Annotated in this window: 24 protein-coding genes and 5 pseudogenes; 16 read left to right on the forward strand and 13 right to left on the reverse strand. The window is 68.7% G+C overall.

All coding sequences use genetic code 11. The features are described 5' to 3' along the window. Window positions 1-47 precede the first annotated feature (47 nt). The 3 genes and pseudogenes from AB0M39_RS20440 to AB0M39_RS20450 form a co-directional block, all read left to right on the forward strand. Entirely contained in the window at window positions 48-425 is a 378-nt protein-coding gene (locus AB0M39_RS20440) for a DUF6233 domain-containing protein (protein WP_365366247.1), read from the forward strand. Then, window positions 422-631 (forward strand): annotated as a pseudogene (locus AB0M39_RS20445) (hypothetical protein); the annotation flags it as partial. The gene AB0M39_RS20440 and the pseudogene AB0M39_RS20445, both read left to right, overlap by 4 nt. A 97-nt stretch (window positions 632-728) precedes the next feature. Continuing rightward, a pseudogene (locus tag AB0M39_RS20450) lies at window positions 729-845 on the forward strand (IS5/IS1182 family transposase); the annotation flags it as partial. Here the strand turns inward: AB0M39_RS20450 and AB0M39_RS20455 are convergent. Both AB0M39_RS20455 and AB0M39_RS20460 read right to left on the reverse strand, forming a co-directional pair. Further along, a complete protein-coding gene (locus AB0M39_RS20455) occupies window positions 842-2,611 on the reverse strand; it encodes an SsgA family sporulation/cell division regulator (RefSeq protein ID WP_365366249.1) in 1,770 nt (589 codons plus the stop codon). The pseudogene AB0M39_RS20450 and the gene AB0M39_RS20455 overlap by 4 nt on opposite strands. A gap of 20 nt (window positions 2,612-2,631) precedes the next feature. Next, window positions 2,632-3,441: a hypothetical protein gene (locus tag AB0M39_RS20460; protein ID WP_365366251.1), complete on the reverse strand. Its 810-nt coding sequence runs from the start codon at window positions 3,439-3,441 to the stop codon at window positions 2,632-2,634. A gap of 278 nt (window positions 3,442-3,719) precedes the next feature. On the opposite strand from AB0M39_RS20460, the gene AB0M39_RS20465 reads away from it, so the two are divergent. Then, window positions 3,720-3,902: a hypothetical protein gene (locus AB0M39_RS20465; RefSeq protein WP_365366253.1), complete on the forward strand. Its 183-nt coding sequence runs from the start codon at window positions 3,720-3,722 to the stop codon at window positions 3,900-3,902. Between the two features lie 529 nt (window positions 3,903-4,431). On the opposite strand, the gene AB0M39_RS20470 is transcribed toward AB0M39_RS20465, so the two are convergent. From AB0M39_RS20470 to AB0M39_RS20480, 3 genes are all read right to left on the reverse strand, one after another. Continuing rightward, window positions 4,432-5,061, reverse strand: a complete 630-nt coding sequence (locus tag AB0M39_RS20470) for a class I SAM-dependent methyltransferase (RefSeq protein WP_365366255.1) — start codon at window positions 5,059-5,061, stop codon at window positions 4,432-4,434. Window positions 5,062-5,198: 137 nt separating this feature from the next. Further along, complete coding sequence (locus tag AB0M39_RS20475) at window positions 5,199-5,585, reverse strand: DUF6281 family protein (protein WP_365366257.1); 387 nt, start codon at window positions 5,583-5,585, stop codon at window positions 5,199-5,201. A gap of 317 nt (window positions 5,586-5,902) precedes the next feature. Beyond that, a complete protein-coding gene (locus AB0M39_RS20480) occupies window positions 5,903-6,361 on the reverse strand; it encodes a helix-turn-helix domain-containing protein (RefSeq protein ID WP_365366259.1) in 459 nt (152 codons plus the stop codon). A gap of 92 nt (window positions 6,362-6,453) precedes the next feature. Between AB0M39_RS20480 and AB0M39_RS20485 the strand changes: the two genes are divergently transcribed. The 3 genes from AB0M39_RS20485 (at window position 6,454) to AB0M39_RS20495 (ending at window position 8,574) form a co-directional block, all read left to right on the forward strand. Then, complete coding sequence (locus AB0M39_RS20485; protein WP_365366262.1) at window positions 6,454-7,293, forward strand: NAD(P)H-binding protein; 840 nt, start codon at window positions 6,454-6,456, stop codon at window positions 7,291-7,293. Window positions 7,294-7,982: 689 nt separating this feature from the next. Continuing rightward, window positions 7,983-8,186 (forward strand): hypothetical protein, encoded by a 204-nt coding sequence (locus AB0M39_RS20490; RefSeq protein ID WP_365366264.1) that lies wholly within the window; start codon window positions 7,983-7,985, stop codon window positions 8,184-8,186. 190 nt (window positions 8,187-8,376) lie between these two features. Beyond that, a complete protein-coding gene (locus tag AB0M39_RS20495; protein ID WP_365366266.1) occupies window positions 8,377-8,574 on the forward strand; it encodes a hypothetical protein in 198 nt (65 codons plus the stop codon). A 183-nt stretch (window positions 8,575-8,757) separates the two neighbouring features. On the opposite strand, the gene AB0M39_RS20500 is transcribed toward AB0M39_RS20495, so the two are convergent. Both AB0M39_RS20500 and AB0M39_RS20505 read right to left on the reverse strand, forming a co-directional pair. Continuing rightward, on the reverse strand, window positions 8,758-9,141 hold the full coding sequence (locus tag AB0M39_RS20500; protein ID WP_365366269.1) for a hypothetical protein: 384 nt from the start codon (window positions 9,139-9,141) through the stop codon (window positions 8,758-8,760). 599 nt (window positions 9,142-9,740) lie between these two features. Further along, on the reverse strand, window positions 9,741-10,610 hold the full coding sequence (locus tag AB0M39_RS20505; protein WP_365366271.1) for a hypothetical protein: 870 nt from the start codon (window positions 10,608-10,610) through the stop codon (window positions 9,741-9,743). A gap of 241 nt (window positions 10,611-10,851) precedes the next feature. Between AB0M39_RS20505 and AB0M39_RS20510 the strand changes: the two genes are divergently transcribed. Beyond that, window positions 10,852-11,043: a DUF6381 family protein gene (locus AB0M39_RS20510; RefSeq protein ID WP_365366273.1), complete on the forward strand. Its 192-nt coding sequence runs from the start codon at window positions 10,852-10,854 to the stop codon at window positions 11,041-11,043. Window positions 11,044-11,472: 429 nt separating this feature from the next. Here AB0M39_RS20510 and AB0M39_RS20515 read toward each other — a convergent pair whose 3' ends face one another. Continuing rightward, a complete protein-coding gene (locus tag AB0M39_RS20515; protein WP_365366275.1) occupies window positions 11,473-12,099 on the reverse strand; it encodes an RICIN domain-containing protein in 627 nt (208 codons plus the stop codon). Window positions 12,100-12,316: 217 nt separating this feature from the next. On the opposite strand from AB0M39_RS20515, the gene AB0M39_RS20520 reads away from it, so the two are divergent. Further along, window positions 12,317-12,448: a Tn3 family transposase gene (locus AB0M39_RS20520; protein WP_365366277.1), complete on the forward strand. Its 132-nt coding sequence runs from the start codon at window positions 12,317-12,319 to the stop codon at window positions 12,446-12,448. Window positions 12,449-12,594: 146 nt separating this feature from the next. Here the strand turns inward: AB0M39_RS20520 and AB0M39_RS20525 are convergent, their stop codons facing one another. Further along, window positions 12,595-13,287 (reverse strand): GntR family transcriptional regulator, encoded by a 693-nt coding sequence (locus AB0M39_RS20525; RefSeq protein ID WP_365366279.1) that lies wholly within the window; start codon window positions 13,285-13,287, stop codon window positions 12,595-12,597. 98 nt (window positions 13,288-13,385) lie between these two features. Here AB0M39_RS20525 and AB0M39_RS20530 point away from each other — a divergent pair, with 98 nt between their 5' ends. Both AB0M39_RS20530 and AB0M39_RS20535 read left to right on the forward strand, forming a co-directional pair. Further along, on the forward strand, window positions 13,386-13,919 hold the full coding sequence (locus tag AB0M39_RS20530) for a YbhB/YbcL family Raf kinase inhibitor-like protein (RefSeq protein WP_365366331.1): 534 nt from the start codon (window positions 13,386-13,388) through the stop codon (window positions 13,917-13,919). A 33-nt stretch (window positions 13,920-13,952) separates the two neighbouring features. After that, window positions 13,953-14,849: a hypothetical protein gene (locus AB0M39_RS20535; protein ID WP_365366281.1), complete on the forward strand. Its 897-nt coding sequence runs from the start codon at window positions 13,953-13,955 to the stop codon at window positions 14,847-14,849. A 22-nt stretch (window positions 14,850-14,871) separates the two neighbouring features. Here the strand turns inward: AB0M39_RS20535 and AB0M39_RS20540 are convergent, their stop codons facing one another. The 3 genes and pseudogenes from AB0M39_RS20540 to AB0M39_RS20550 all read right to left on the reverse strand — a co-directional run bounded on the left by AB0M39_RS20540 (window position 14,872) and on the right by AB0M39_RS20550 (window position 15,929). Beyond that, window positions 14,872-15,084, reverse strand: coding sequence for a hypothetical protein (locus AB0M39_RS20540; RefSeq protein ID WP_365366283.1), 213 nt, complete (start codon window positions 15,082-15,084; stop codon window positions 14,872-14,874). A gap of 43 nt (window positions 15,085-15,127) precedes the next feature. Beyond that, window positions 15,128-15,468, reverse strand: a pseudogene (locus AB0M39_RS20545) (hypothetical protein); the annotation flags it as partial. Window positions 15,469-15,590: 122 nt separating this feature from the next. Next, complete coding sequence (locus AB0M39_RS20550) at window positions 15,591-15,929, reverse strand: hypothetical protein (protein WP_365366285.1); 339 nt, start codon at window positions 15,927-15,929, stop codon at window positions 15,591-15,593. Window positions 15,930-17,146: 1,217 nt separating this feature from the next. Between AB0M39_RS20550 and AB0M39_RS20555 the strand changes: the two genes are divergently transcribed. The 3 genes from AB0M39_RS20555 to AB0M39_RS20565 all read left to right on the forward strand — a co-directional run bounded on the left by AB0M39_RS20555 (window position 17,147) and on the right by AB0M39_RS20565 (window position 19,708). Beyond that, entirely contained in the window at window positions 17,147-17,743 is a 597-nt protein-coding gene (locus tag AB0M39_RS20555) for a TlpA disulfide reductase family protein (protein ID WP_365366287.1), read from the forward strand. 4 nt (window positions 17,744-17,747) lie between these two features. Further along, the gene (locus AB0M39_RS20560) at window positions 17,748-18,512 is read left to right on the forward strand and encodes a cytochrome c biogenesis protein CcdA (RefSeq protein WP_365366289.1); all 765 of its coding nucleotides are present in this window, start codon (window positions 17,748-17,750) and stop codon (window positions 18,510-18,512) included. A 422-nt stretch (window positions 18,513-18,934) separates the two neighbouring features. After that, window positions 18,935-19,708 carry a polysaccharide deacetylase family protein gene (locus tag AB0M39_RS20565; RefSeq protein WP_365366291.1) on the forward strand — a complete coding sequence of 258 codons (774 nt, stop codon included), beginning with the start codon at window positions 18,935-18,937 and terminating at the stop codon, window positions 19,706-19,708. A 485-nt stretch (window positions 19,709-20,193) separates the two neighbouring features. On the opposite strand, the pseudogene AB0M39_RS20570 reads toward AB0M39_RS20565, so the two are convergent. After that, window positions 20,194-20,758: pseudogene (locus AB0M39_RS20570) on the reverse strand (HNH endonuclease family protein); the annotation flags it as partial. Window positions 20,759-21,160: 402 nt separating this feature from the next. On the opposite strand from AB0M39_RS20570, the gene AB0M39_RS20575 reads away from it, so the two are divergent. Together AB0M39_RS20575 and AB0M39_RS20580 are read left to right on the forward strand one after the other, a co-directional pair. Continuing rightward, window positions 21,161-21,460 (forward strand): hypothetical protein, encoded by a 300-nt coding sequence (locus AB0M39_RS20575; protein ID WP_365366293.1) that lies wholly within the window; start codon window positions 21,161-21,163, stop codon window positions 21,458-21,460. A 419-nt stretch (window positions 21,461-21,879) separates the two neighbouring features. Beyond that, window positions 21,880-22,099, forward strand: a pseudogene (locus tag AB0M39_RS20580) (transposase); the annotation flags it as partial. Window positions 22,100-22,358 lie beyond the last annotated feature (259 nt).

The following is a 22,358-nucleotide window of genomic DNA, read 5'->3' on the forward strand; positions in this document are numbered from 1 at the left end:
CGGAATGCCGCACTCCTCAGACAACGCCCCTTCACCAGTACGGCGATATGGTGGAGCCTGCCGAGTACCGGGTCTGGGTCCGCGCCCCCGAGCGGCCCGTGGACGGCGTCTCCTACGAACGCCGTGCCCGCCGCAGTATCTGGAGGCCGCCCTCGCCCGTCCAGGCGCTGGGGCGCGGCGGCCATCCGGCTGGGTGCCGGCGAAGGCTGGCGCTCGGCCCCGGCCCCGGCCGCGGCGGCGTCGTGCACGCCGTCGACTGCGAAGAGGCGCCGGCCGGGGCGCCGGTGCTGCCGCCGGAGCGGACGCTGGACGCAGCCGAGCAGCCGGGCGTGCGGCTGTGCTCGCTGTGCGGCGCCGCTGCCGAGTCTCTGCGAGCCGCCCAAGCGCCGCCCGCTCCCTGGCAGACGAGACCTACCGCCGCATGATCGCCCGGCGGCTCAACAAGGGCGAGTCGCTGCACTCACGTAGTGCCGGGACCTGCACTACGCCCACCAGGCATCCGCGAGCGGTTCCTGGCCGGGCGGACCAACAGGCGTGGCGCCTGACCGTGCTGACTAACGCGGTCGTCACCTGGACTGGCGAGTACGACGGCCTCGCCGTCGGAGCGATGCGCGCCGAGGGCCGGGCCGTCGACGACGAACTGCTCGCGCATGTCTCCCCGGCGCACAGCGAGAACATCAACGACCACGGCACGATCAACGTCGAGGTGGACACCGAGCTCGCCAGGCTTCCGCCGCCTGCGGATCCGGTGGGAACGCCGCGACGACATCCACGAGGCCTTCCTCGCACTCGCCGTCTGCCTCATCACCCGCCGACACGTCCAACGCATTTGTCAGGACCTCTAACGGTGGGAATTGGGATGCCGCCACAGTTCTTCGGTCAGCCTCTCCCAGGGAATCCGCATGTGGAGGTACTCGGATCCGTAGACGACGACGGCTCGCGTCTGCTCGAGAAAGATTTCCAGGTCGCTCGAGCGCATGGCGAGTATGGCCCGTCCCTCCGGCGAACTGAGCCTGATGTGCACGCTCGTAGGCCCTTCCTGCCCGGGAGGTGCTTCGGCTCTGTAAACCGTGACGTCTCCCGCGCCGGAGGAACGACGCAGCCCTTCGACGAGGAGCTCGCGCGCGAAGATCCACTCGACTTGGGCTCCTACCCGTTCGCCGAAGGCAACGCGTACGGCGTAGGGGTCGTCCGATCGGTAGGTGAAGGTGGTGGGAACGGGCTGCGGGCGGAGGTGGCCGTCGTCGAGCAGCTCCAGATGCGTCTGCGCCCGGACGGTTGTCACTCCGTCGTCGCTTTGGACCGTGCAGACCAGCGATGGCCGCGGATCGTCTCCAGGCAGCGTGGTCGCCCCGGCTGCTGGGATGCCGCTGTCCGGGAGGTCGAATCTGCCGGATCGGGTTGCATGCGGGCGCAAGGGTACGACGTCGCTGCTCTGGAGCAGCTGCCAGAGCGGCTGCGTTCCATGCGTGACCACGATGAGCCACCGCCGTCTGGCATCCCCTTCGCTGAGTGCAGCGGCGGATCGCTGTGCCGCGGTGGGGTGCGGGCGGAGACGGCGCGGAGGAATGCACAGATCGGGCTGCACCGATGTGAGAGGGCCGGAGTTCCGGCGGAAGCGAATGGACTCGGCGGGCAGCAGCCTTGCCGGCGTCGCGTCCAACATCTGCCATACAGGGACGAGGTCCGATGCGGGGGGCCGCAACGAGCCGCACAGCTGCAGCACATCCCACCACTGCCGCATCGGACGCAACCGGTCGTCGCGCTCTCGAGAGAGCTCGAGGGCGCACCACAGGCACGCATGGCGCCAGACCCGACCATGGGGCTGCAGCCGCGCCACCAGGGAGTCGTACACGTCGCAGAACGGCATGAGGCGCCAGGGCGCAGGCAGCCCCAGAGCCCGCCTCGACGGACCCAGACCCGGCCTGTGTGCGTCGAAGGCTGCGGCTGCCGCCGCTGCCGATGCCGGCTCCCCCGGAGGGCTTCCCCAGGCGGGGAAATCCCGCAGCAGCACCGCGTGATCGTCACCGAGGTGCGTCGGAGCCAGACGGTCCCATGCGACGCGAAGCGGCTGCACCAGTGTTGCCGACGCGCCGAGTGCTCCCCTCAGGCCAGACCAGGCCGTCTGCTCATGCCACGTCCTCGGGTCGTACAACGAGGACATGAACGCCGGCACAAGAGAATCCGCTGCGCACGTCTTCGGCAGGACCAGGAAGGCGCCGTCGCCCAGGTCCTCGGGGCCCGCCAGCAGGGCGCGGGAAGCCGACTGGTCGGACGCCGCCCGCAGGTCGTCGACGCTGAGGAGGGCGTTGCCGAGGGAGGTCTTTCCCACGCTCATGCGTCCCACCACCGCCAAGGACACCGAACGGGCCGCCGCGGCGGCCCGTTCGGTCACCTGGCAGCTCGTTGCCGCAGACCCATCCGGGAGCGGCTCACGTACCGCCGCGGCCGGACTCTGATCGTCCTGCAGACGGGCGTCGAGCAGCTGACGGATACCGGAGGGGGTGTGCGCACTGACCGCTCGTATGCGGGGAGCTCCCAGGCTGGACGCGGCCAGCAGTGCGTCGAAGTCGTCTGTGTCGCTTCGAGCGGCGTCGAGGTCGAGGTCCATGGCTTTCCTTGTCGGCTCCGTCATCGCGGTCCCCCCTCGCCGGGTTCCTGCCACCGCGCCGTGACGGCCCGGAGCTTGACTCGTACGCGACTCAAGCGACGTTCCAGAGCTTTCTCCGTCAGATTCGCCATGGCGGCAGCCTCGCCCTGGGTGCATCCCGCGGCCCGCCAGCCGATTCCGATCCGCACCTGCGCGTCAGTCAGCAGCGGGAGGATGCGGTCGATCTCGTCCTGGAGGGCGACAACGTGGCAAGGGTCGGCGGCGCGTTGGTCGGGGATGCCGTCCAGAGGGTCTGCTTCGTCGTGCGAAAGCGGTATTGCCTGCATAGCCTGGCGGGTCATGTGCTCGCGGCTCCAGCGGACATACACAGGCCGGAAGGCGCGCACACAGGCGCCGACGTAGTACGTAGTGAGGGTAGCCCCGCCTTCGGGGGTCCATCTGCCGCTCTGAAGCGCGTGGGTGCGAAAGAGTTCGAGGCCTGCCAGGACGGTGTCCGTGGCGACCTCGCTGCGGTCGTCCCGGCACCAGTCGTGGACGATCTCGCGGCCTGGGACGGGCCGGCCGATCAGGCTGGTCTGGCGGAAGATCTCCCCCGTGCTGTTCCAGCTGAGCATGATGGGCCAGCCGTAGGCCATCAGCCGTCCCGCGAACTTTCGGTAGCGGGGGCCGCTGAAGCCGTCGGCCCGCAGCGCGTCCACCACGCGCGCATCCCCTGCCAGCCGCGCCTCGCGGACAGCGGCGGCTTCCAGTCCTACGCCGCCCGACAGCAGATGCTCAATGTCGGCCAGTTCCCGCTGCTGCAGCGGCAGTGCCGGTCCGTCCCCGTCCACGGGCGAACCGGGGCGCGGTGGGACACCAGCTGTGATCTCACTCGGCACACCGGCTCCTTCGCGCTGTGGGGACCCGTCATCGGGCGCGTGGCATTGGCTCACGGCTTTCTGATAGGTCCGGCGCGCAAAGATCCCCCCGGGCAATTCCCGAGATTCTTTCTCCGCTCCGGCGTGATGCTCCTCACCCGGGGGCAAAGGCAGCGCGCCCGGCTACAGCAACCACAACCGGACACCGTCGCCGCATCGGCTGTGTCGCCCTGCCAGCAATCGGAGTCGTCATGAACGACCGCGGTCCCCTCCTCGGCCAGCGCTCCGCCGTCGTCTTCCTTCTCGGCATCCTCACCGCCCTCGGTGCGGGCCTCCTCACCTTCCACAAGGGCGGCGCCACCGCCGACGCCGTCCTCGTCGGCGGCGCCTCCTTCGCCGCCGCCGTCGCCTTCTTCCACACGATCATCGAATAGGGGCCCATGCCACGGGACGGCTACCGCCTCCATGGCTCGGCCACCAGGCGGCTGACTGCGATCGAAGCGCGCAGCGGCTCCACAGCACCGACGATTCCGCGAACTCCCCACTGCCGGCGATCCAGCCAGATACCATGCCCAGCTCACTCCTGAGGCCCAGACGACCGGCTCTCCCGCCACCGCCGCAAGGTTCAGCGGTTCGCTGTCCATGCTGGCCGGGGCCCCGGCACGGCCTGTCCGGGACCGCCCCGGGGCCGGTTGGAGGAGATCCGCGACAACATCGTTGCCCGCATCGCCGAGGCCGAGCACGAAGGCCGGCTCGGTGAGGTCGAGGGCTTCATGTCAGCCTCGCCAGCGCAGAGGAGAAAGCTCACCCAGCTCAATGCAGAGCAAGTCCGTCAACGCCAAGTGATCGATCTCGGCATGCCCCGCTTCAGCCAGATCGCGACACGAATCAGTACGGCAAGAGGACCTTCGAGTCAGCCGAGCCTCATCCACGCGGATGATCTGCCCCATCCCGACCCAGGCCTTACGGGCGGCGGGCCAGCAAATGGGTGTCAAGGAAGCCCCGCTCGGACGCTGGGTCGTGGAGCAGTCGGGCGAACGTGACGAGCCCGGTCCCGGCCAGCAGCTCAGCGAACCGGTCCACCGGCCAGCTATAGGCGGGCGTCACCTTGTGGTCGAAGCGGACCGGATCCGGCCCCTCGGTCCCGAAGAAGGACACCAGGAGCAGGCCCCCAGGTGCCAGGACACGCACCTGCTCGGCGAGCAGCGCGGGCAATTCTCCAGGTGGGGTATGGATCATCGAGTAGTGGGCCAGCACTCCGCCGAGTGCGCCGTCCTCGACAGGCAGGGCTTCCATTCGCGCTTCGTCGAACCGCAGCGCCGGATGGGCTCGCCGAGCGTGGTCGACCATGGCCGGGGAGAGGTCGAGCCCGAAGGCGTCCAGCCCCAAGTCGTGCAGCATGGCCGTCAGATGACCGGGGCCGCACCCGACGTCGGCTACCCGCAGGTTCTCCGTGGCACGCACGAGCTCGGCGAAGGCGCCGATCATGTTCCGCGCGAACGGCTGCGTCTCCAACTGACTCGTGAACATCGAGGCATACAGCTCGACGACCCCATCGTAGGCAGCCCTGGTCTCGTCCTGGTGTTCTAACATGGGCAGGAAACTAGCACCCGCGCCGATCGCGGCCGTTCTCCGGCCCCATGACGGCCGACTGATCGTCCCGTCACCTGATCACGGAACACCGTTCTTAGGTCAGAGAAGCCCTCACATGGCTCATCCGGAAAAGCGCGTCATGAGCCGTCGATCAGTTTCTTCACCTCGGGCGGGAGTTCCGAGCCGGAGTAGGAGACGACGAATACGGCGTCCTCGGGGGTGTCCCCGACGGCGATCGCCACCTTCGGAGAGAGGCCGTCCACTTCGTAGGCGGTCTCTGTGGTTCCAGCCTCCTCGTCCTGGCCGCCTGTGTCGTTGCACGGCGGACTGGTAGCAGTGCCCAGCTTGTCGGCGACCGTGAAGTCCACGTTCGCGACGTCCCGGTACGTCCGGCCGTCGTAGGTGAACTGGATCGCGCAGGACGGTGCTCCCCCGTCGCTGCTGTCGTCGGCCGCGCACCCTGCGGTCGGCACCGTCAGAGTCGCCGCCAGCAGCAGGCCCGCAGACCGTACGGCTCGATTCATTGCCGTTCTCCCTCAGTAGATGCTGCGCAGACCCATGACGTCTCCCTTGCCAAGGGTCCTTGCCTTCGTGGTGCAGGTGAACGAGTTCTTGAACATGGTGAGGTTCTGGTGCCCCGAACCGACATGTCCGCATGTCCGAGTCCGAAGAGGTGTCCGACTCATGCGAGAGGTCAGCCGCTGTAGCCGCAGCATTCGACAGGACGTCAGGGACGTCCTAACCAGCGGTGGACGAATCCGCGTCAGCGCCGGCCAGGTCGTAGGAGACCTTGCCGTCGGTGTCCGTGCTGGGGGTACGCACGAACCTTCTGCTGTCACGGTCAGTGTTCGTCGTCGAGATGATGAAGCTGTTGAGGTCCTGGGGTGGTCAGCTGCCTCGCTTGACCTGTTGCGCTCAGCCGCTCCGTGGCGGACGCCCCGCTGGCTGCCAGCCGCTGTGTGATCCGGTCGAACAAGTCCGTCAGCGGCGCACCGAGGTCCTGGCCGAACTCAGTCAGCCCGTAGGTGACTTGGGGTGGCGTCGTCGGCTCGACCCTCCGCCAGACCAGGTCGTCCTGGACCAGTGCGCGCAGTGTCTGGGCGAGCATCTTCTCGCTGATGCCCTGGATGCCGTCGCGCAGCTCGTAGAACCGAAGGTCGGTGCTCCGCAGGGAGATCAGCACCCAGATACCCCACCTGCTGGTCACGTGGTCGACCACGTCGCGCGCAGGGCAGTCGGTGTGAAACACCTCATACCGATTGCCCGCCTCGGCCTGCGTCAGCTGCGCGCCTTCCCTCATGTCCGGAGCTTACCTCTGGGTATGTTCTTACGAAAAGTAAGCCTGCCTCCTAGCGTCAACTGCCTCAGTGCACAACGGACTAGGAGCTGAACATGATCGTGGTGACCGGGGCTACCGGGAATGTGGGCCAGCCTTTGACGCAGGCCCTGGCCAAGGCGGGCGAGCAGGTGACTGCGGTGTCACGGCACGCGGCGGCAATGCCGGACGGGGTCCGGCACGTGCCGGCTGACTTGGCCGAGCCGCAGGGCCTCACCCCCGCTTTGGACGGGGCGAAGGCGCTGTTCCTCCTGCTGTCCGGCGATCTGCACGCCCCCGAGGCCAGGCCGACCGACATTATCGACCTGGCTGCTGCCAGCGGGGTCCGCCGAGTCGTCCTGCTGTCTTCGCAGGGCGTGGCGACCAGGCCGCTCGGCCCGTCGCGGATCGCGATGCGCGCGGTGGAGGACGCGTTGAGAGAGTCCGGCCTGGACTGGGCCGTCCTACGTCCGGGCGGCTTCGCCTCCAACGCCTTGGCGTGGGCGGAGTCCGTCCGCACGCAAGGGACGGTTGCCGCACCCTTCGGCGATGTCGGGGTTCCGATCGTCGACCCGGCGGACATCGCCGAGGTCGCAGCGGCCTGCCTGCTGGACGACCGGCACACCGGCGGAGTCTTCGAGCTGACCGGGCCCGAGGTGATCACGCCCCGTCAGCAGTCGGAGGTCATCGCCGCCGCGCTCGGCTCGCCGGTGCGATTCCACGAACTCACCCGCGAGGAGGCCAAAGCCGCGATGACCCAGTTCGTGCCGCCGGAGCTCGCCGACGACACCCTGGACATCATCTCCGCCCCGAACCCCGCCGAACTGCGGATCAGCTCGGACGTGGAACGAGTCCTCGGTCGCGCTCCGCGCCCCTTCAACAACTGGGTCGCCCGTAGCATCGGCGCTTTTCGCTGAGGTACAACTCAGCTGAAACGCCCGGGCAGCCTCGTGCGACTACCTCCGCACGGGGCGGCCCGTAGCGTCACCGCCCACCACCATCCAAAACTGGCTTCGGGTTCGACGTCCAGCGCAGGCTCTTCACGGCATCAGAGGAGCCCGGGACGCTGACTGTCCTGCTGTCCAGCGAGCGCCGGGGCGTGTTCCGCTGGAGATGTCTGCCTCGGGCCACCTTCGACTACGCCCGGCAGCACGGCCGCATGGCAGGGCGGCAGCCGCTCTACGAGGGTCCGTGGTCCAAGGGGTTCAACTGCGCGGTCCTGCGGTCCGCCTGAGCGGAGGCGCCCCCTCGTGTCCGGTACCTTCCGGCCCAGGCACGAGCGAGCCTTCGGGAAGGAGGCCATCGATGGGCAAGAAGAGCCGTCGGAGCCCGTGGGATCGATCGTCTACCGCCTCCGGGAGTGGCTGCGAGGGGTCGCCCACATGCCCTGCCTCCTGCACGGCTCGGCGTCCGGGGTCCCTGCGGACCTGCTCAGGCCGGGCGAGACGCGGATCCTGACGCAGCCGAGGGGCGTGGCGTACGCGAGATGCCCCAAGGACCTGAGCTCCTTCGCGGACGAGCTGGGGGAGGCATTGCGGGCCCAGGAGCCGACCCCCGGTGCCAGAGGGCGCTGGCCCAGGCCTGGAAGTCCGTCCCCGGGCAGGCCGTGTCGGCGGAGAGGGCCCGGCTGAGCACGGGCGGCGGCGACGGAGCGTGCTTCGCCTGCGGCGACACGGAGGACACGGACTGGTGGCGGTGGACCGACTCGGCGCAGGAGGGCCTTCTGTGTCCGGACTGCGTCGAGATGCAGCAGGCCATGTACTCGACGGGCAGCGGTTACCACTTGGTGACGGTGGTCCGCAGGTCCTGACCCTGTCCGTCAGCGCGAACACCGCGACCGCACCGCCCCGCATCTCACCCACGTGCTGAACACCGTCTGCTGGACGGCGCACTGGGCGAAATCGCCGTGTCCCGGTCGCCGAGCTCATGGCCTCCATCCCCACCGCCGTCGCAGCCGGCTACCTCCGCCAGCCCGAGATCGACCCGAGATCGACCTCCCCATGCCCGGCCCCGACTTCGCCGACCGCATCGGTGCCCTCCTCGGCCCGGCGGCCAACCGGCCCGGCGCCCTCGCCGGCCTCCCCACCCGCCAGCCACTGCGCACACGCAATACCGCGGACGCCGCCGACCGGCCCGCCTCGCGACCCGACTCTGCCGCAGCGCTGCGCTCGCCGACGGGAGAGACCGCCACACGCTGACGGACGTCAGGCAGTCGAGCCCGCATGTGACGTGCGGGCGGAGTCGTCGCCAGCTGTGACTGAGCGCCCTGGTCGGCCCGTTTGGCCGACCAGGACGCTCCATTCGGAAGCCTCTGACCTGCAGTGATGCTGGGGAAGCCAACGCCCCGAGGGCTGCGCGAGCCCGCTCACGCGGTCGGTCGGCTACGGGGCCGCCGCGCGGAAGAGTGCCAGAAGGGCCCGGGCCGGCGGGGTGTCCTCGTCGAAGAACTGCGTGGCCAGCCTGGGTGGCACGACGGTTCCGTGCATGCGGACCTCGTGGCACCTAAAACAGAACGCCGCCTCGAACAGCGCCAGGTCGAGCGAGTCCTCGTACGCCCGGACGCTCCAGCCCGGCGAGAACCCGCAGCGGTGCTGTTCGCTGCCGGGCAAGTTCTCGATCAAGGTGAGGGCGTCGGCGGCCTCGCTCCCGGCCCAGTGGGCGACCACCCTGCCGGGGTATGGGGCGCCGCGCTTGGTCGGGAGGCCGGAGATCCTTACAACCTCGATCAGCACGGTGGCGGCGACGGCTTCGGCGGGGAGCTGCATGTGCGTAGTCTGCCCGCCGGGCCGACGGCCGGCTGAGGCAGCCCTGGGAGGCAACCTGCCGTGCGAAAAAGGCCTTGTTCCTTGTCTGCTCGCTGGTAGGCGGATGAGCTGCGGGTGGCCGGGTCCGGTGATTTTGCAGGCTCCGGTGTGGACGCGGCCGAGTCTGCGGGAGACGCCGCTTCCGTACTCGATCCACCAGCGTGGCGGCTCCGGTGGCGGGCCCGTCCTTCTTCGGCGGCCGGGACGGGCGGTCCTTGATCGGCGTCGAGTCTCCCACCACAGGATGAGCAGGGTCACGGCACCGCTCCCGAGTCTGCACGCGGCCCCCTGCGGGAACTCCGCGTGGACGCCCTGTCCATGGTGTCCGACCTATTTACGCCGGCAGCAGACGGTCTTGGCGCGCCACCTGTCCACGCGGGCCAGATGTCTGGCCCGGCGATTGGCGCTGCTCTCCTCCATACGGATCTCCTCTCGTTGATAGGCGTGCTGCTGAGTTCTGCTGTTGATGTCCGCTGCCGGATCCTTTGTCACCCCGTACGGACGCCCGTTGTTGCGGAGTGCGAACTTCCGTTATCCGGTTCCGGGCCTTCCGCAGCCCCTCACTGGACCAGGACGGTGTGCGGGTGGCCTCCGCTCGCCGGGCAGGCGTACAGCTGGAGGTGATTGGCGTCCAGCACCGTGATCTCGGGCGGGTTGGACCGACTGTCGTCGGATGCGCCGGGGACCCGGTCCTCGTACGGGATCCAACTCGTGCTGTCGCGGTGCCATTCGGACGAGGCGATCGTCAGCAGCGGCGTCATCGCGGTACCGCAGGCCACACAGAAACGCGGCACGGGGTCGGTGAGGCCCCAGGGGGCCCAGCCACCGATCTTCCAGCCGGGGGCGTGGGACAGCGCGTCGTCATAGAGCTCCCGCAGGTCGGCATCGTCGACCACGATGCCCGCCGCCCGCCAGGGCGCGGGGTCCGTGATCTGCTGCTTCAACTCCTTGGGGAGTTCCAGGGAATCGGGGTACTCGGTGACCTGCTCCGGCGCGAGCACGCACGGCTCAGGCACGTAAAGGTCCTCGTCCGCGTCGAACGGCTCGGGCGGCGCGGCCAGCACGTCGGTGACATCCGCAGCGGTCCGCCAGGACAACTCGATCGGAATGCTCGAGTCCGGCGCGTGCTCCGAGGGGCACCACAGGACCTGCAGCAGGTCGGTCCGCCCGGGCGGCCGCAGCAGGGGTATGTCCCGCGCGTACAACTGGGCCACGGGCACCAGGGGGTGGAGGCCCTCGTGCTCGATGCGGCAGTACCGCCAGGGCTCCTGTGCGGGCCACAGCAGGGGCCCGCCGATCGAGCTGTCGTGCACCGTGGGAGAGCCGCGACGCGGGTGCAACCGGACCGCTGGGCGGGCCAGCGGGGCCAGCGCGGGGAAGACCGCGGCGACGTCGACCGGCCGCGGTGGGGTGGTACGTGTGCCATCCATGGCGACGATCTTGCCAGCACTCTCTGACAGCGGGCCTGACCCAACAGGACGAGCCGCGTCCTTCCCGCGTGCGGCGCACCCCCTGCCGGCGCAAGGCGCAAAGCGGCACAACCGCCTACGCGCAACCGACCCCAGCCGTGCACGCGCCGGGGTTCAGAGAAGCGTGCGTTCGGGATGCGTGGGTGAGCAGGTGCTGTTTCGCCGGTGCGGCCCGCTCCCACCGCGTCACTGAGGAGTGATCATGAGCGTTGCAGGCGAGTCCGGCGGCCGTGCCCAGCAGATGCGCCGGAAGGCGCAGGAGCTGGAGCAGGCCGCGGAGCGTGCCACCGACCCGCAGGAGCGTCAGCGGCTGAAGGAGAAGGCCCGCCGGCTCACGGAGCAGAGCGCGCAGGAGGGCAAGGCGGGCAGCGGGGGCCAGGACCCCATGATGTGACGCCCCTCAGGCGCCGGCCGGTGGCCAGCCCCGCGACCCTCCAGCAGGCGCGGAGGCCACCGGCCGGTCACTCATGTCCGGGCAGGCGCTGGACGATGGGCCGCTCGTACGCGGCATCGGCGCCCGGGAGCGGACCGGCTGCCGCCCGGTACCGAGCCCCGATCCGCAGCCGGGACCGGACACCTCCGTCGACTCGCCCGGGCGACCGCCATCGCCCGCCGTCAGCGCGCGAACTCGCCGTGTACTACCGAGCAGGACGCGCCCCGGCATTCGAACCGACCGGAACGAGTGCACTCGCAGCCCGAGTGCCGTGCGCCCTCGCCTCGGGCAGGACTGGAGGGCTCAAAGCCGACTACAGCTCGAAGAGCAGGCGCGGCCTCCTGCTCACCGCCTTCTGCCCCGGCGTGCACACCCGCTGCGGCCTGGGATCTATCCCGTGTGCCACCACTGGTCCTGGTAGCCGTTATTGCACGAGAACTGGAAGGGATTCGAACCGTTGCGATGGCCGACGAGACACTTCCCGCTGTTCCGGTTCGCGAGCATGTAGTGCCCATTGCCATTGGGGTCGAATCGGACGTCCCATTTCTGGTCGGGGTAGTTGAGGCATGGGTACTGCACCGCGACAGTTCCGTCGGCGCCACCGCGGACCAGCAGGCACTTGCCGCTATTGAAGTTCTGGAGCTGGACATTGCTGTAGCTGCTGCCGACGAAGTACCAGTACTGGTCGGCAAAAGTCGAGCAGTCGAATTGGATGGTCGGCGTGCCGTCCCCGCTGCCTTGAGCGACCAGACACTTACCGCTGTTGTCGTTTTTCACGCGGGAAGCATCCGCCGCCGCCTTGGCCGGATCGGCGGAGGCGGATATGCGCTTGGCTTCCTGCGGCGAGATCAGCGGCGGCAGGCCCTGCGTGCCTGCGACTGTCGAGACGGCAGAAGACCTGTCGCCCTTCTCCTCGACACTTGGCGCAGCCGAGGAGCTCGGCGCGGATAATAGCGGCATCAGTCCGGCGGCCGCCGCGCTGAGTGCGACTTTACTGATCAAGGGATTGCCTTTCACCGCTGCGGTAATTGTCGAGCGTCATCCTCTGCCAAGAACACACCCTGGTAAAGGCACCGCAGGATACTGGCGCGAAAGAGCTTCCCCCTGGCCTCGATTGACCTCTTGACCTTTAGCACGCCGACGACGGGTCATCGAGCGGGCCGTGTCCTGACTGACTGGATACCGCCGCCCAAGCACCCTACCTACCGGGCGATCAAAGGAACTCGGGCGAGCGGTGCGTACGGCCTTCGTCTGCGACTACCCCGCCGACGCCGACCTGCGTCGCGAGATCGACGACGGCCTCCAGGTCGTGGAGAACTGGAACTCCGCCAACCACGACCCGTCTACGGCATGGACGGCGACCTGACTGTCTCCGACAAGGAGTTACGGGAAGTCTCGATGCTCGCCCTGCAACTGCCCCAGTCCGCGCTGGTGCACGTCAACACCCTGCGATCCCGGCCGGTTCGAGCCGGACATGAATGCCCACCTCGTCCTCGCCGTTGTGGCGTAGTCCTAGGTGGCCTGACCTGAGTCATCGGTCAGAGCAGCTGCGGTCAAGGTGAGGTGCTGGACCAGGAGCGCGGCTGCGGTGTCGGCGTCGCGGGCCAACGCCGCCTCCTCCAGCCTGCGGTGTTCCTCGGCGCCGTCCCGGTCGGGGTTGCGGTGCGCCGACCAACGGCGGGCCAGCTCACTCGCGGTCCACAACCGGTCGAAGGTCTCCAGCAGTGCGCTGTTGTCACACCCCTCCAGCAAGGTGCGGTGGAAGGCCCTGTGAGCCTCGGCCCAAGCGCTTGTGTAGTACTCGCTCTCCTGCGGCACGTACGCCGGAGTGCGCACGAGACGATGGTGGGCGGCCCGCACGCGGGCCTCCCAGTCGACGTCGCCGCGCTCGATGGACATGCGCAGTACGACCGGTTCGACGGTCCGGCGGGCCTCCGCGATCTCCTGCCAGCGGCGGTCGGAGAAGGACGGGACCGCGAAACCGCGGTTGGGCAGCCGGTCGGCGAGCCCCTCGCCGACCACCCGCACGAGCGCCTCGCGCACCACGGCCAGGCTCACGCCCTGCTCCTTGGCGAGATCCTGCGGCTTGAGGGGGGCGCCGGGGGGGTGGTCCCCGCGCATGATCGCGTCTCGCAGGTGTGCGTAGACCTGCTCGGAGAGCATCTGCTTCCCCGGCGGGGTCGAGGAGTGCGCCGTCTGAGTCATGAACCCATCCTAGACGATCCACTAGATAATCGATTATCTATGTTACCGTCGATTCAATGGCCGATGAGGACGCCCTCGTCCAGAAAGGAGCGATCGCTGTGCCTGCCAACGACCCCTTCGCCCGCCTCCCCCAGGCGGTCTCGTTCACCGTCACCAGCACTACCGTCGCCGACGGCGCCGCGTGGCCGCCCGAGCAGTACTCCTCCGGCCTGCCCGGCGGGAAGGACATATCCCCGCAGCTGTCCTGGAGCGGCGCCCCGGACGGCACCATGAGCTATGCCGTCACCGTCTACGACCCCGACGCCCCCACCGGGTCCGGGTTCTGGCACTGGGCGGTCGCCGACATCCCCGCCACCGTCACCGATCTCCCCGAGAGCGCTGGCGACGACACCGGCTCACAACTGCCCAAGGGGGCCTACCAGTTGCCCAACGACGCCCGCGTGGCCCGCTACATCGGCGCCGCCCCGCCGGCCGGACACGGCCCGCACCGTTACTTCATCGTGGTGCACGCCCTCGACATCCCCGCCACAGGCGTCCCGGCCGACGCCACACCGGCCGTCCTCGGCTTCACCATGGCCGGTCACACCCTCGGACGCGCCGTGTTGATCGCCACTGCCGAAACACCCGCCTGACAGCGCCGCCCGACTCCCGGAGACACCACCGCCATGCACCTCGACGCCCTTCCCGAATCCGCCCGTATCGGCGACGGCCCGACGGACCTCAACGCCGTCCGCGACGTCAGCCGCGCCGTCAGCGCCGCCCACCTGTTCATCTACCTTGCCCCCGAGAGCGCCGAGGAGGCCGCCGGGCTCGGCGTGACCGACCGCGGGCCGGCGTATCTGGCCTTCCGGTCGGCCGCGATGGGCGCGGTCCCGTGGCACGTCACGCTCGCGGCCTTCTACAACTTCAGCCCTCGGGCAGTGAGGGCCATGACGGGCGTATGGGGCGCCGCGCCGCCCGAGCGGTGGCAGGCCGCCCGTTTCCTGGCCGCCGGACGGGCGATGCGGCGCGTCAACGTACATCTCACGGACGACCACCTCGCCGAGGCGCGCTCGCTGATCGACCCGGTCGTCGCCGGCGCCGACTACGCCGGCAAGGTGCTCGCCGCCGCGAACGCCTCGGTCGCGCTTCCATCCGATCCTCTCGTCGCACTGTGGCAGCAGATCACGGTGGCGCGCGAGTGGCGCGGCGACGCCCATCTCGTCGTACTCGCCGACAACGGCCTCGGGCCGTGCGACTGCCTCGTTCTGCACACCGCGACCGGCCGCCTCCCGACAGCTCTCGCGCGAGCGACCCGCCAGTGGGACGACGAGGAGTGGAGTGCGGCGACGGCACGCCTCGTCGCGCGCGGCTGGCTCGACTCCCACGGCGTGGTAACCGACGCCGGCAGTGCGGCGCGCGAGCGCATCGAAGTGGAAACGGACGAGCACTGCGCCGCGCTATGGGCGCCGATCGGCACCGCGGGCGCCCGCCGCTTCGCCTCGCTCATCGCGCCGATCACCAACGCGTTCACCGCGGCGGGAACGTTCCACGCTGTTCATCAACGGTCTGATCTCGCATAACCGGTCCTTTGCGCGAGCAAGATCAATCATGGGCCGCCGAACCCTCGCCGATCCCGAGTTCGGCCCCGGGCTCGGGAAGTGCCACCGCATCGTTGGCGGCGTCGAGGTACCGCTCGCGGTCCTGAGAACTGACCCACAGGTGCGATGGCTTGCCACGTCGGCCGGGCTGGGCAGGGATGTAGAGAGGGACGAACTCGTGGGCCGCCGTCGCGCCGATGAGGCGGTCGAGGCGCATTCCGAGAGTGGGGCCCAGGTGCGAAGTGCGGGCAGGATGCGTTTCATCGCGCCAGTGTCGCGGCCCTGCGACGCCGGGACGGCAGCGAGGGGTCGACGATGACCCCGACGCCCTCGCCGGGAGCGGGGTTCCAGCCACGGATCTTCCCGTCAACCCGGGCCAGGCGACGGTCGCCGGGGCCCACGTCTATGGAGAAGAGCGACTCGTCTGGCTCGGCGTCGTCGCCGCCCCACCGGACGATGCCTTCGAGGTCGGCGAGGATGTCGCGTATCACGTGCTCCTGGTGCGGGAAGAACCCGCCCATCGCCCCGGCGGACAGTGGCCGGGGCGGATCTGCACGGCGGTTCCCGAAGCCTGGTCGCTCTCGGCCAGGCCCTTGCGGACCTTGGCCGGCAGGGGATGCCACGAGTGTAGTTGCGGTCGTCGCGCGGTGGTGCCTGCAGCAGCGCCGCACTGGCTTGAGGATGGTGCGGCGCGAGAGATCAGAAGTCATGCCTGACTCCGATTCAGGTCAAGAGCGCACGGGCGGCCTGGAGCAGGATGTACGGGACAGGAACGAGAGCCGTGGCCTTCAGCCATGGGGCCAGGGGCTCGTCGCGGTGCAGCGGGATCAGCACGTCGACGACGAGGACCATCAGCAGGACCAAGCCGCCGACTACGGCCAGGACAAGCGTGGCCAGACCGGTCTGGTCGCAATCGGCTCCGCACACCTCGACGATGGTGGAGGGCTCCGTGTCGAAGGATGCGCCTGCGAGCCAGTAGTGGTCGGCGAGCCACCACGCGCTGTGCAGCGGAATCACGGCGGGGACGCCGACCAGCAGATTGGCCCAGCATGCTACTCGCATCCGCAGAGACTCCCTCACTGTCCGAGGCACTTCCACATCGACGCACAGTGCTTGTCGTCAGTCAACCGGCGGTCGAGGCTCTCGTACCCAAAATGGTCATGATGCGTCGGCTGGGATGATCACGGTCGTCCGCCCAGCTCGGGTGAGGGCGACGCAGAGCTTGCGGTGGTCTTCGTCGCCGGATCTGAGCCGTTGGCGCGGGTTCGCGGTCGGAGTTGCCGGCTCGGTCCCGCTCACGGCCCTTGGCCTGATGGGCGGTATGGCCAGGGACGAGCTGCTCCGAGAAGCCCGCGATCAGCCGGGACGCGCATCGTCCCGGCCGTGCCGTCGACGCTCCACGGAGAGCCGCAGGGCAGACACGCTCTGATGCCCGGCTGGCACCAAACGAGAAGAGGTGGATCGACCCGGCTCATCCGGCTGATCCACCTCTTCGCGGTACTACTCAGCGTGCGAGCTGCGCAGGGGTAGCGCCACTGTCACGAGGTGACGTCGTAGATCGGGGAGCACCGCTGCCAGCCCCCCCTGCTCACGCAAGCCCAGAAGGTGTACCTCCTGTCCTCGGGGAGATTTCCACCAACGCTGTGTGTGTACGGGGAGTTGTGCCCACGTGTGGTTGCTTCACGTACGGGGTTCGTGCCCAGGTAGGCGGAGATACTGTAGCCGTCCGGCGTGGGGTCGATTGCTTTGAGAGTGTCCCCGTCCGCAGTCCAGTACGCCCCGCCAGCGAATCGGCCGTTGACGTAGACGGCTACCATGCGCGACCCGTCGCTCTGCTGGCCACTGGCCATGAACCTAACGGTCGGGTCCGCTGCGGAGGCGGCGCCTGCGCCTACCGTCATGGCTCCGCCCGACATGATGGCGGCGGTTGCGAGCACGACTGCCGCGCGCTTGCGCATAGAGGTCTTCATGTTCCCCCCTGATATGGATTGGTCGTTGCTGGTCAGGCAACGACCAGGACCATAACGCGAATCGAACCCGAGTGCGCATCAAATACCGCTGTATACAAATGTGTTGGCGCATTTCCGACGGGAGGAAATGAGCCAGCGCAAGATCAGAGCAACGCCGTCGATAGCGGCTGCGATCCGCCCACTGATATCCACACCCCGGCTCGTTCGAACTTGCATCGTTTCGGGACGACTTCACCGGCCTGACAACGGACCTGCCAGGCACTGAGGGGGGCCTCAAAGTCGCCATGCGGCCCATGCGAAGCTCTTCACATGAGCTTGAGCCGTATCCGTGCCGCCCTTCCGGTCACGCTGGTCACCTTAGGCGCGCTCCTCCTGTCCGCCTGCGGCGACGGCGGCGCATCCGGGGGTGGCGGCCAGACGAACTACATCGCCGGCGACGGCGGCATCTCCACTGTCCCCAAGCAAGACCGTCGGCTTCCGAACGAGCTGAAGGGCGAGACGCTTGACGGGAAGCAGCTCGACATAGCCCACCTCAAGGGGAAGGTCGTCGTGATGAACGTGTGGGGCTCGTGGTGCCCGCCCTGCCGCGCCGAAGCCCCCGCCTTCGCGAAAGTCGCCAAGGAGACCAAGGCCGAAGGCGTGGAGTTCGTCGGGATCAACACGCGCGACGCCAAGCGGGAGCCTGCGATCGCCTTCGAGAAGAACTACAGCGTCGAGTACCCCAGCCTGTACGACCCGATCGGGAAGCTGCTAGTGAACGGCTTCCCCAAGGGCAGCCTCAACCCGCAGACCATCCCCTCCACCATCGTGCTCGACCGGGACGGGAAGGTCGCGGCCCGCGCGCTGAAGGCTCTCAGCGAGGAAGACCTGCGCGACATGATCGACCCGCTGATCAGGGAGAAGTGACTCCATGCACACCCTTGCCGCAGCCAACGAAACCTACGACACCGTCGTAGGAGGCACCCTCCTCCTCGCGCTGCCCATCGCCGTCCTCGCCGGCCTCGTGTCCTTCTTCTCGCCGTGCGTCCTCCCCCTCGTACCCGGTTACCTCTCCTACGTCACCGGCATCACCGGCACCGACCTGGCAGCCGCCCGCCGCGGCCGGATGGTGGCCGGCGCCTCCCTCTTCGTCCTCGGCTTCACCGCCGTATTCGTCTCCGGCGGCGCCCTGTTCGGCTACTTCGGCTTCACCCTCCAAGCACACCGGGTCCTCCTCACCAACATCCTCGGCGTGCTGATGATCTTGCTGGGCGTCTTCTTCATGGGCCTGATGCCCTGGCTGACCCAGCGCGAATTCCGAATCCACAAACGCCCCGTGTCCGGCCTCGTCGGCGCCCCGCTCCTCGGAGCCCTGTTCGGCATCGGCTGGGCACCCTGCATCGGACCCACGCTCTCCGCCGTCACCTTCCTCGCCGCACACGAAGGAAGCGCAGGCCGCGGAGCACTGCTCGCCGTCGCCTACTGCCTCGGACTCGGGCTGCCGTTCATCCTCGCCGCCGTGGCCTTTCGTAAAGCGCTCGGGGCCTTCAGCTGGATCAAACAGCGCTACGTGTGGGTCATGCGCATCGGCGGCGTGATGATGATTGCGACCGGCCTGCTGCTGCTCACAGGTGTGTGGGACACCATGGTCCAGACGATGCAAGGGTGGTCGAGCGGCTTCGCAGTGGGGCTCTGAGAGGGCGTTTGACGTGGCCGAAATGCCGCGTAACTGCAGCACCGTCGCCAGCTCCGCGTCCAGGCCACAGCCGACCGCCCTGGCGACCCGGAGCTGGACCTCACCTGGAACTTCGATTTCGACGACCACGCCGACCATCACGCTTGGCAGCTCTCTGTCTGGAGCATGCGGAAAGCGCAGTCACGAGGCGAGGTCCAACAGCGGAGGGGAAGACTCCGGAAGGTCGCCGTTCGTCGCACGGGATGCGACGGACCGCGCGTACTGGCCCGGTTCTGGCCGCTGCCGGCCGAGTTGTCCGCGAACTCCCCCGAGATTGTCCGTGATCGGTAACAGACGCATCCCTTGGCCACCTCCCCTCGTCCTGCAAGGTGGTCGCAGAGTGACCGGGGATCGGCGAGCAACTGGGCGAAAGCGGGGCGGACATGGCACGGCACGGTGGCGGGCGGGGCTGGTACGGCAAGCTGGTCGGGGCGGCGCTCGGGGTGACGGTGCTCACCACCGGCGCCTCGGTGTGGACGGCGCAGGCCGGTGCGACGGGCGGCCCGTCGCCCGAGGCGGCCGCGCCGGCGACGCCGGGCAGTGACGTCAAGCAGGTCGCGGCGACCATCGCGCACGCCTCGGACAAGGGGACGCGCGGCGTCAACATCACCATCGACGACGGCCCCGACCCCGTGTGGACCCCCCAAGTGCTGGACGTGCTGCGGGAGTACGGGGTGAAGGCCACGTTCTGCATGGTGGGGACGCAGGCGCAAGCCCACCCGGACCTCGTGAAGAAGGTCGTCGCGGCCGGGCACCGGCTGTGCAACCACTCGGTGTCGCACGACACCACCATGGACAAGAAGCCCCAGGCCTACCAGTCGCAGCAGATACGCGACGCCGAACGCATGATCACCGAGGCGTCCGGAGGCGTACGGCCGATGTACTACCGGGCGCCCGGCGGGGCCTTCACCCCTCACAGCCGCAAGCTCGCCGCTTCCCTGGGGATGCGCCCGCTGGGCTGGAACGTGGACACCAAGGACTTCGAGCAACCGGGCACGGACGCCATCGTCGCCACCGTCGAGCGGGAGCTGCCCAACGGGCCGACGCTCCTCTTCCACGACGCAGGCGGCGACCGCTCCCAGACCGTCGAGGCCCTGCGCCGGATCCTCCCCTGGCTCAAGGAGCAGGGCTACTCCTGCGGCTTCCCGGTGCGTTGAGCGGCCATCGTCGGCTCCAGCAACGGCCGATCTCATCTCAAGTGCCGGGAACCCGCGTCATGACCCATCCGAGCCTACGGACCGCCCACCTTCTCCAACCTCGAGTTCGACGACCGGCGGGCGCCGAACTCCGTGCCCTGGGCAGAGCGATGCCCTAGCGGCCTGTCCCCGACGGAGGATCCACGCGCCCCGTGCCGCAGCCGGAGCCTGCCACAGCGTAGAAGTCGCTGTACGACGCCCGCGGGACGGCGAGAACCTCATCCGATGCGCGGGCGAGACCGCACCCGGGCATAACGAGTCAGTCGACCTCGACGTAAGTGACGATGAGGATGCTGCCGAGCGCTGTCGCGTAGAACACGACACCGACTCCCTCGTGCTGGTAGTCGTGCAACGCCGACGCCGTCGCGTGCTCCTTGACCGAGCCGGGGTCGACGCGCCGCGCTCAGCGCCGTGTCGAGACGGCCGGCCTGCTCCGTGCTGAGCGCACGGATCTGCGTCTCGGCCGGTTCGACGCACGAGACGTACCGGCAGTGCGCGTCGGGCAGCGGCGGTATCCACTCGCGCGGATCCTGGTCGGCCTTCGAGCGATTCGTGCGCGCGGTGACCGCGACCAGAGAGGCCGCAGCGTCCTGGTCGTTCGCATAGGCCTCACGCCGACCGGCCGGCCAGGGCGCTCGCGCCGGAGTTCCATGCCTCGGCCAGCGGAACCATGTGATCGATGTCGAGCTTGCCGGGGTCAGTCACCTCCTGGTCGTCGTAGTAGGACGTCCACTCGCCGCCGGAGAGCTTGCAGCCGGCGGCGACCGCCGACGCCTCGTTCTCCTCCGCGAGCAGCACCTCGGCCCGGGTGTTGCAGCCGTCGGCCGCGTCCACGCCGGCGGTTCATAGCGTGAACTTGTCGCGCGCGTAGCCCGTGCGGGACTCGTCGGCCACCCGCATCTGCTCGAGCGCGTCGGCGAGCGTGGCGACTTCGGCCGCCTGAACCGGAGCGGGGGCGATCAGCGGGATAAGAGAGAGCGCGGCGAGGCCGCGCACGGGAGTCTTGATCACGGCGACATACCTATTCGCCTGCGGATCAGCCTGGCGAGTGAACGACTTCACCGGAGAAACGGTTCCGTCCTCAAAGAGGCAGTCCGGCCTGGCCCCGACCTCCTACCAGCGTTCCGCCGATGACACCTCGGAAACACCACGAGAGCCCGCTGGTCCCAAGACTCCACCCATCCACCGCCTACACAGCTCCGCCGGCCGTTCGTGCGTGTTTCTGAACGGTTGGACTGTGGCGCAGGTTGCTGGCGACGTCTGGGGTTTCGTGTCGAACTGTCAGCGTGGCGAGGGGTCGCCAGGTCGTGTGGCGGCTGCATGGCCCGGCGGCAGGCTGAGCATGCTTCCGCAGGACGGACCGGCCGGGCTGCCCAATCAGCGAAGTTCGAGACTCGTGGAGGGTACGAAGTCATGAGCATGACGCAGACCGGCACGCTGACCCTGCGCTCCGACAACCCCGTGGAGACCCGGGGCGGCAACACGTCCACCTTCACTCGCGTGGAGTTTCCCACCCCCTTCCCCGACGGGTCGGAAGTGATGGTCCTGGCTCAGGTACAGACCTTCAACGGCCCCCACACGCCCGGCCTGCGGATCGCGGACGTGACGCCCCAGGGCTTCCTGATCCGGATGAACGAGATCTACGCCACCAACGCGAAGAGCGATGGCACCCACACCAACGAGACGGTCGGCTGGTCCGCCACAACAGTCTGAGGTCCCTGCCGTGCAAAGCCCTCGGCCGCCTCGGCGGCCGGGGGCCGTCCGCTGCGGTCAGCTGGTGGTGCCCGCTTATTCGTCCAGGTGCGTGGACCTCGGCGGGTCAGCTTTCGGTCGGCACCGGATTTCCTCGGCCAGCTGGGGGTGGCTCCCTTCCGCCCGAGTCGCCTGGTCATGAGGTGATGGCAGCCCAGGCGATCAGGATCTCGGAGTGCTGGAAGCGCGAGCACGCGGAGAGGGCGGTCACCAGAGGCCCCCGAAGCCGGCTGGCTCTGACATGGCTGAACTGGCCTGACCCTCTCGGTCAATGGCTCAGAGCAGATTGTGCAGCTAGGACCCGTCCTGGCGATCATGTGACCGCTTCATGTCCAGGTCGGCGCCGTGTACATGGGGCGGGGTGATCTGAGTGATGCCGAGTGGAGCGGCTGCGGCCGTTCCTGCCGGTCAGTAAGCGGCGTTGTAGCAGGTGGCGGGATCACCGGCAGGTGATCCGAAGGGATTCTGCACAGGGTTCGGACACGGGGTGCAGTGGCGTGACCTTCCGGAACGGTTCGGGCCGTGGAAGCCGGTCTACGAACGGCACCGGCTTTTGTCGGCGGCTGGACATGGGAGCGTCTGCTCCAGCAGGTCCAGGCCGCAGAGGGCCTTAGCCGCTCGGGCGCCAGAGGCGTCCTCCGCGATGGGCCGCTCCACGTAGCGGTTGAAGTCCAGGCCGCAGGCGGCGGCTCCTTCCCGGCGGGGAGCACATCCGGCGTGAGACGGAGCTGGGTCTGCTCTGCTTCCTCGCGCTGCTCATGCACAGCAGGGCAGGACGGGCAGGAAGGGGGCAGTCGAGGTAGAGACCGGCGATCCGCCATGATGACTGTGAGCTGAAGCGGACGGAATCAGAGCAGAC

Source organism: Streptomyces sp. NPDC051907 (genome assembly GCF_040681075.1).
GTDB lineage: Bacteria > Actinomycetota > Actinomycetes > Streptomycetales > Streptomycetaceae > Streptomyces.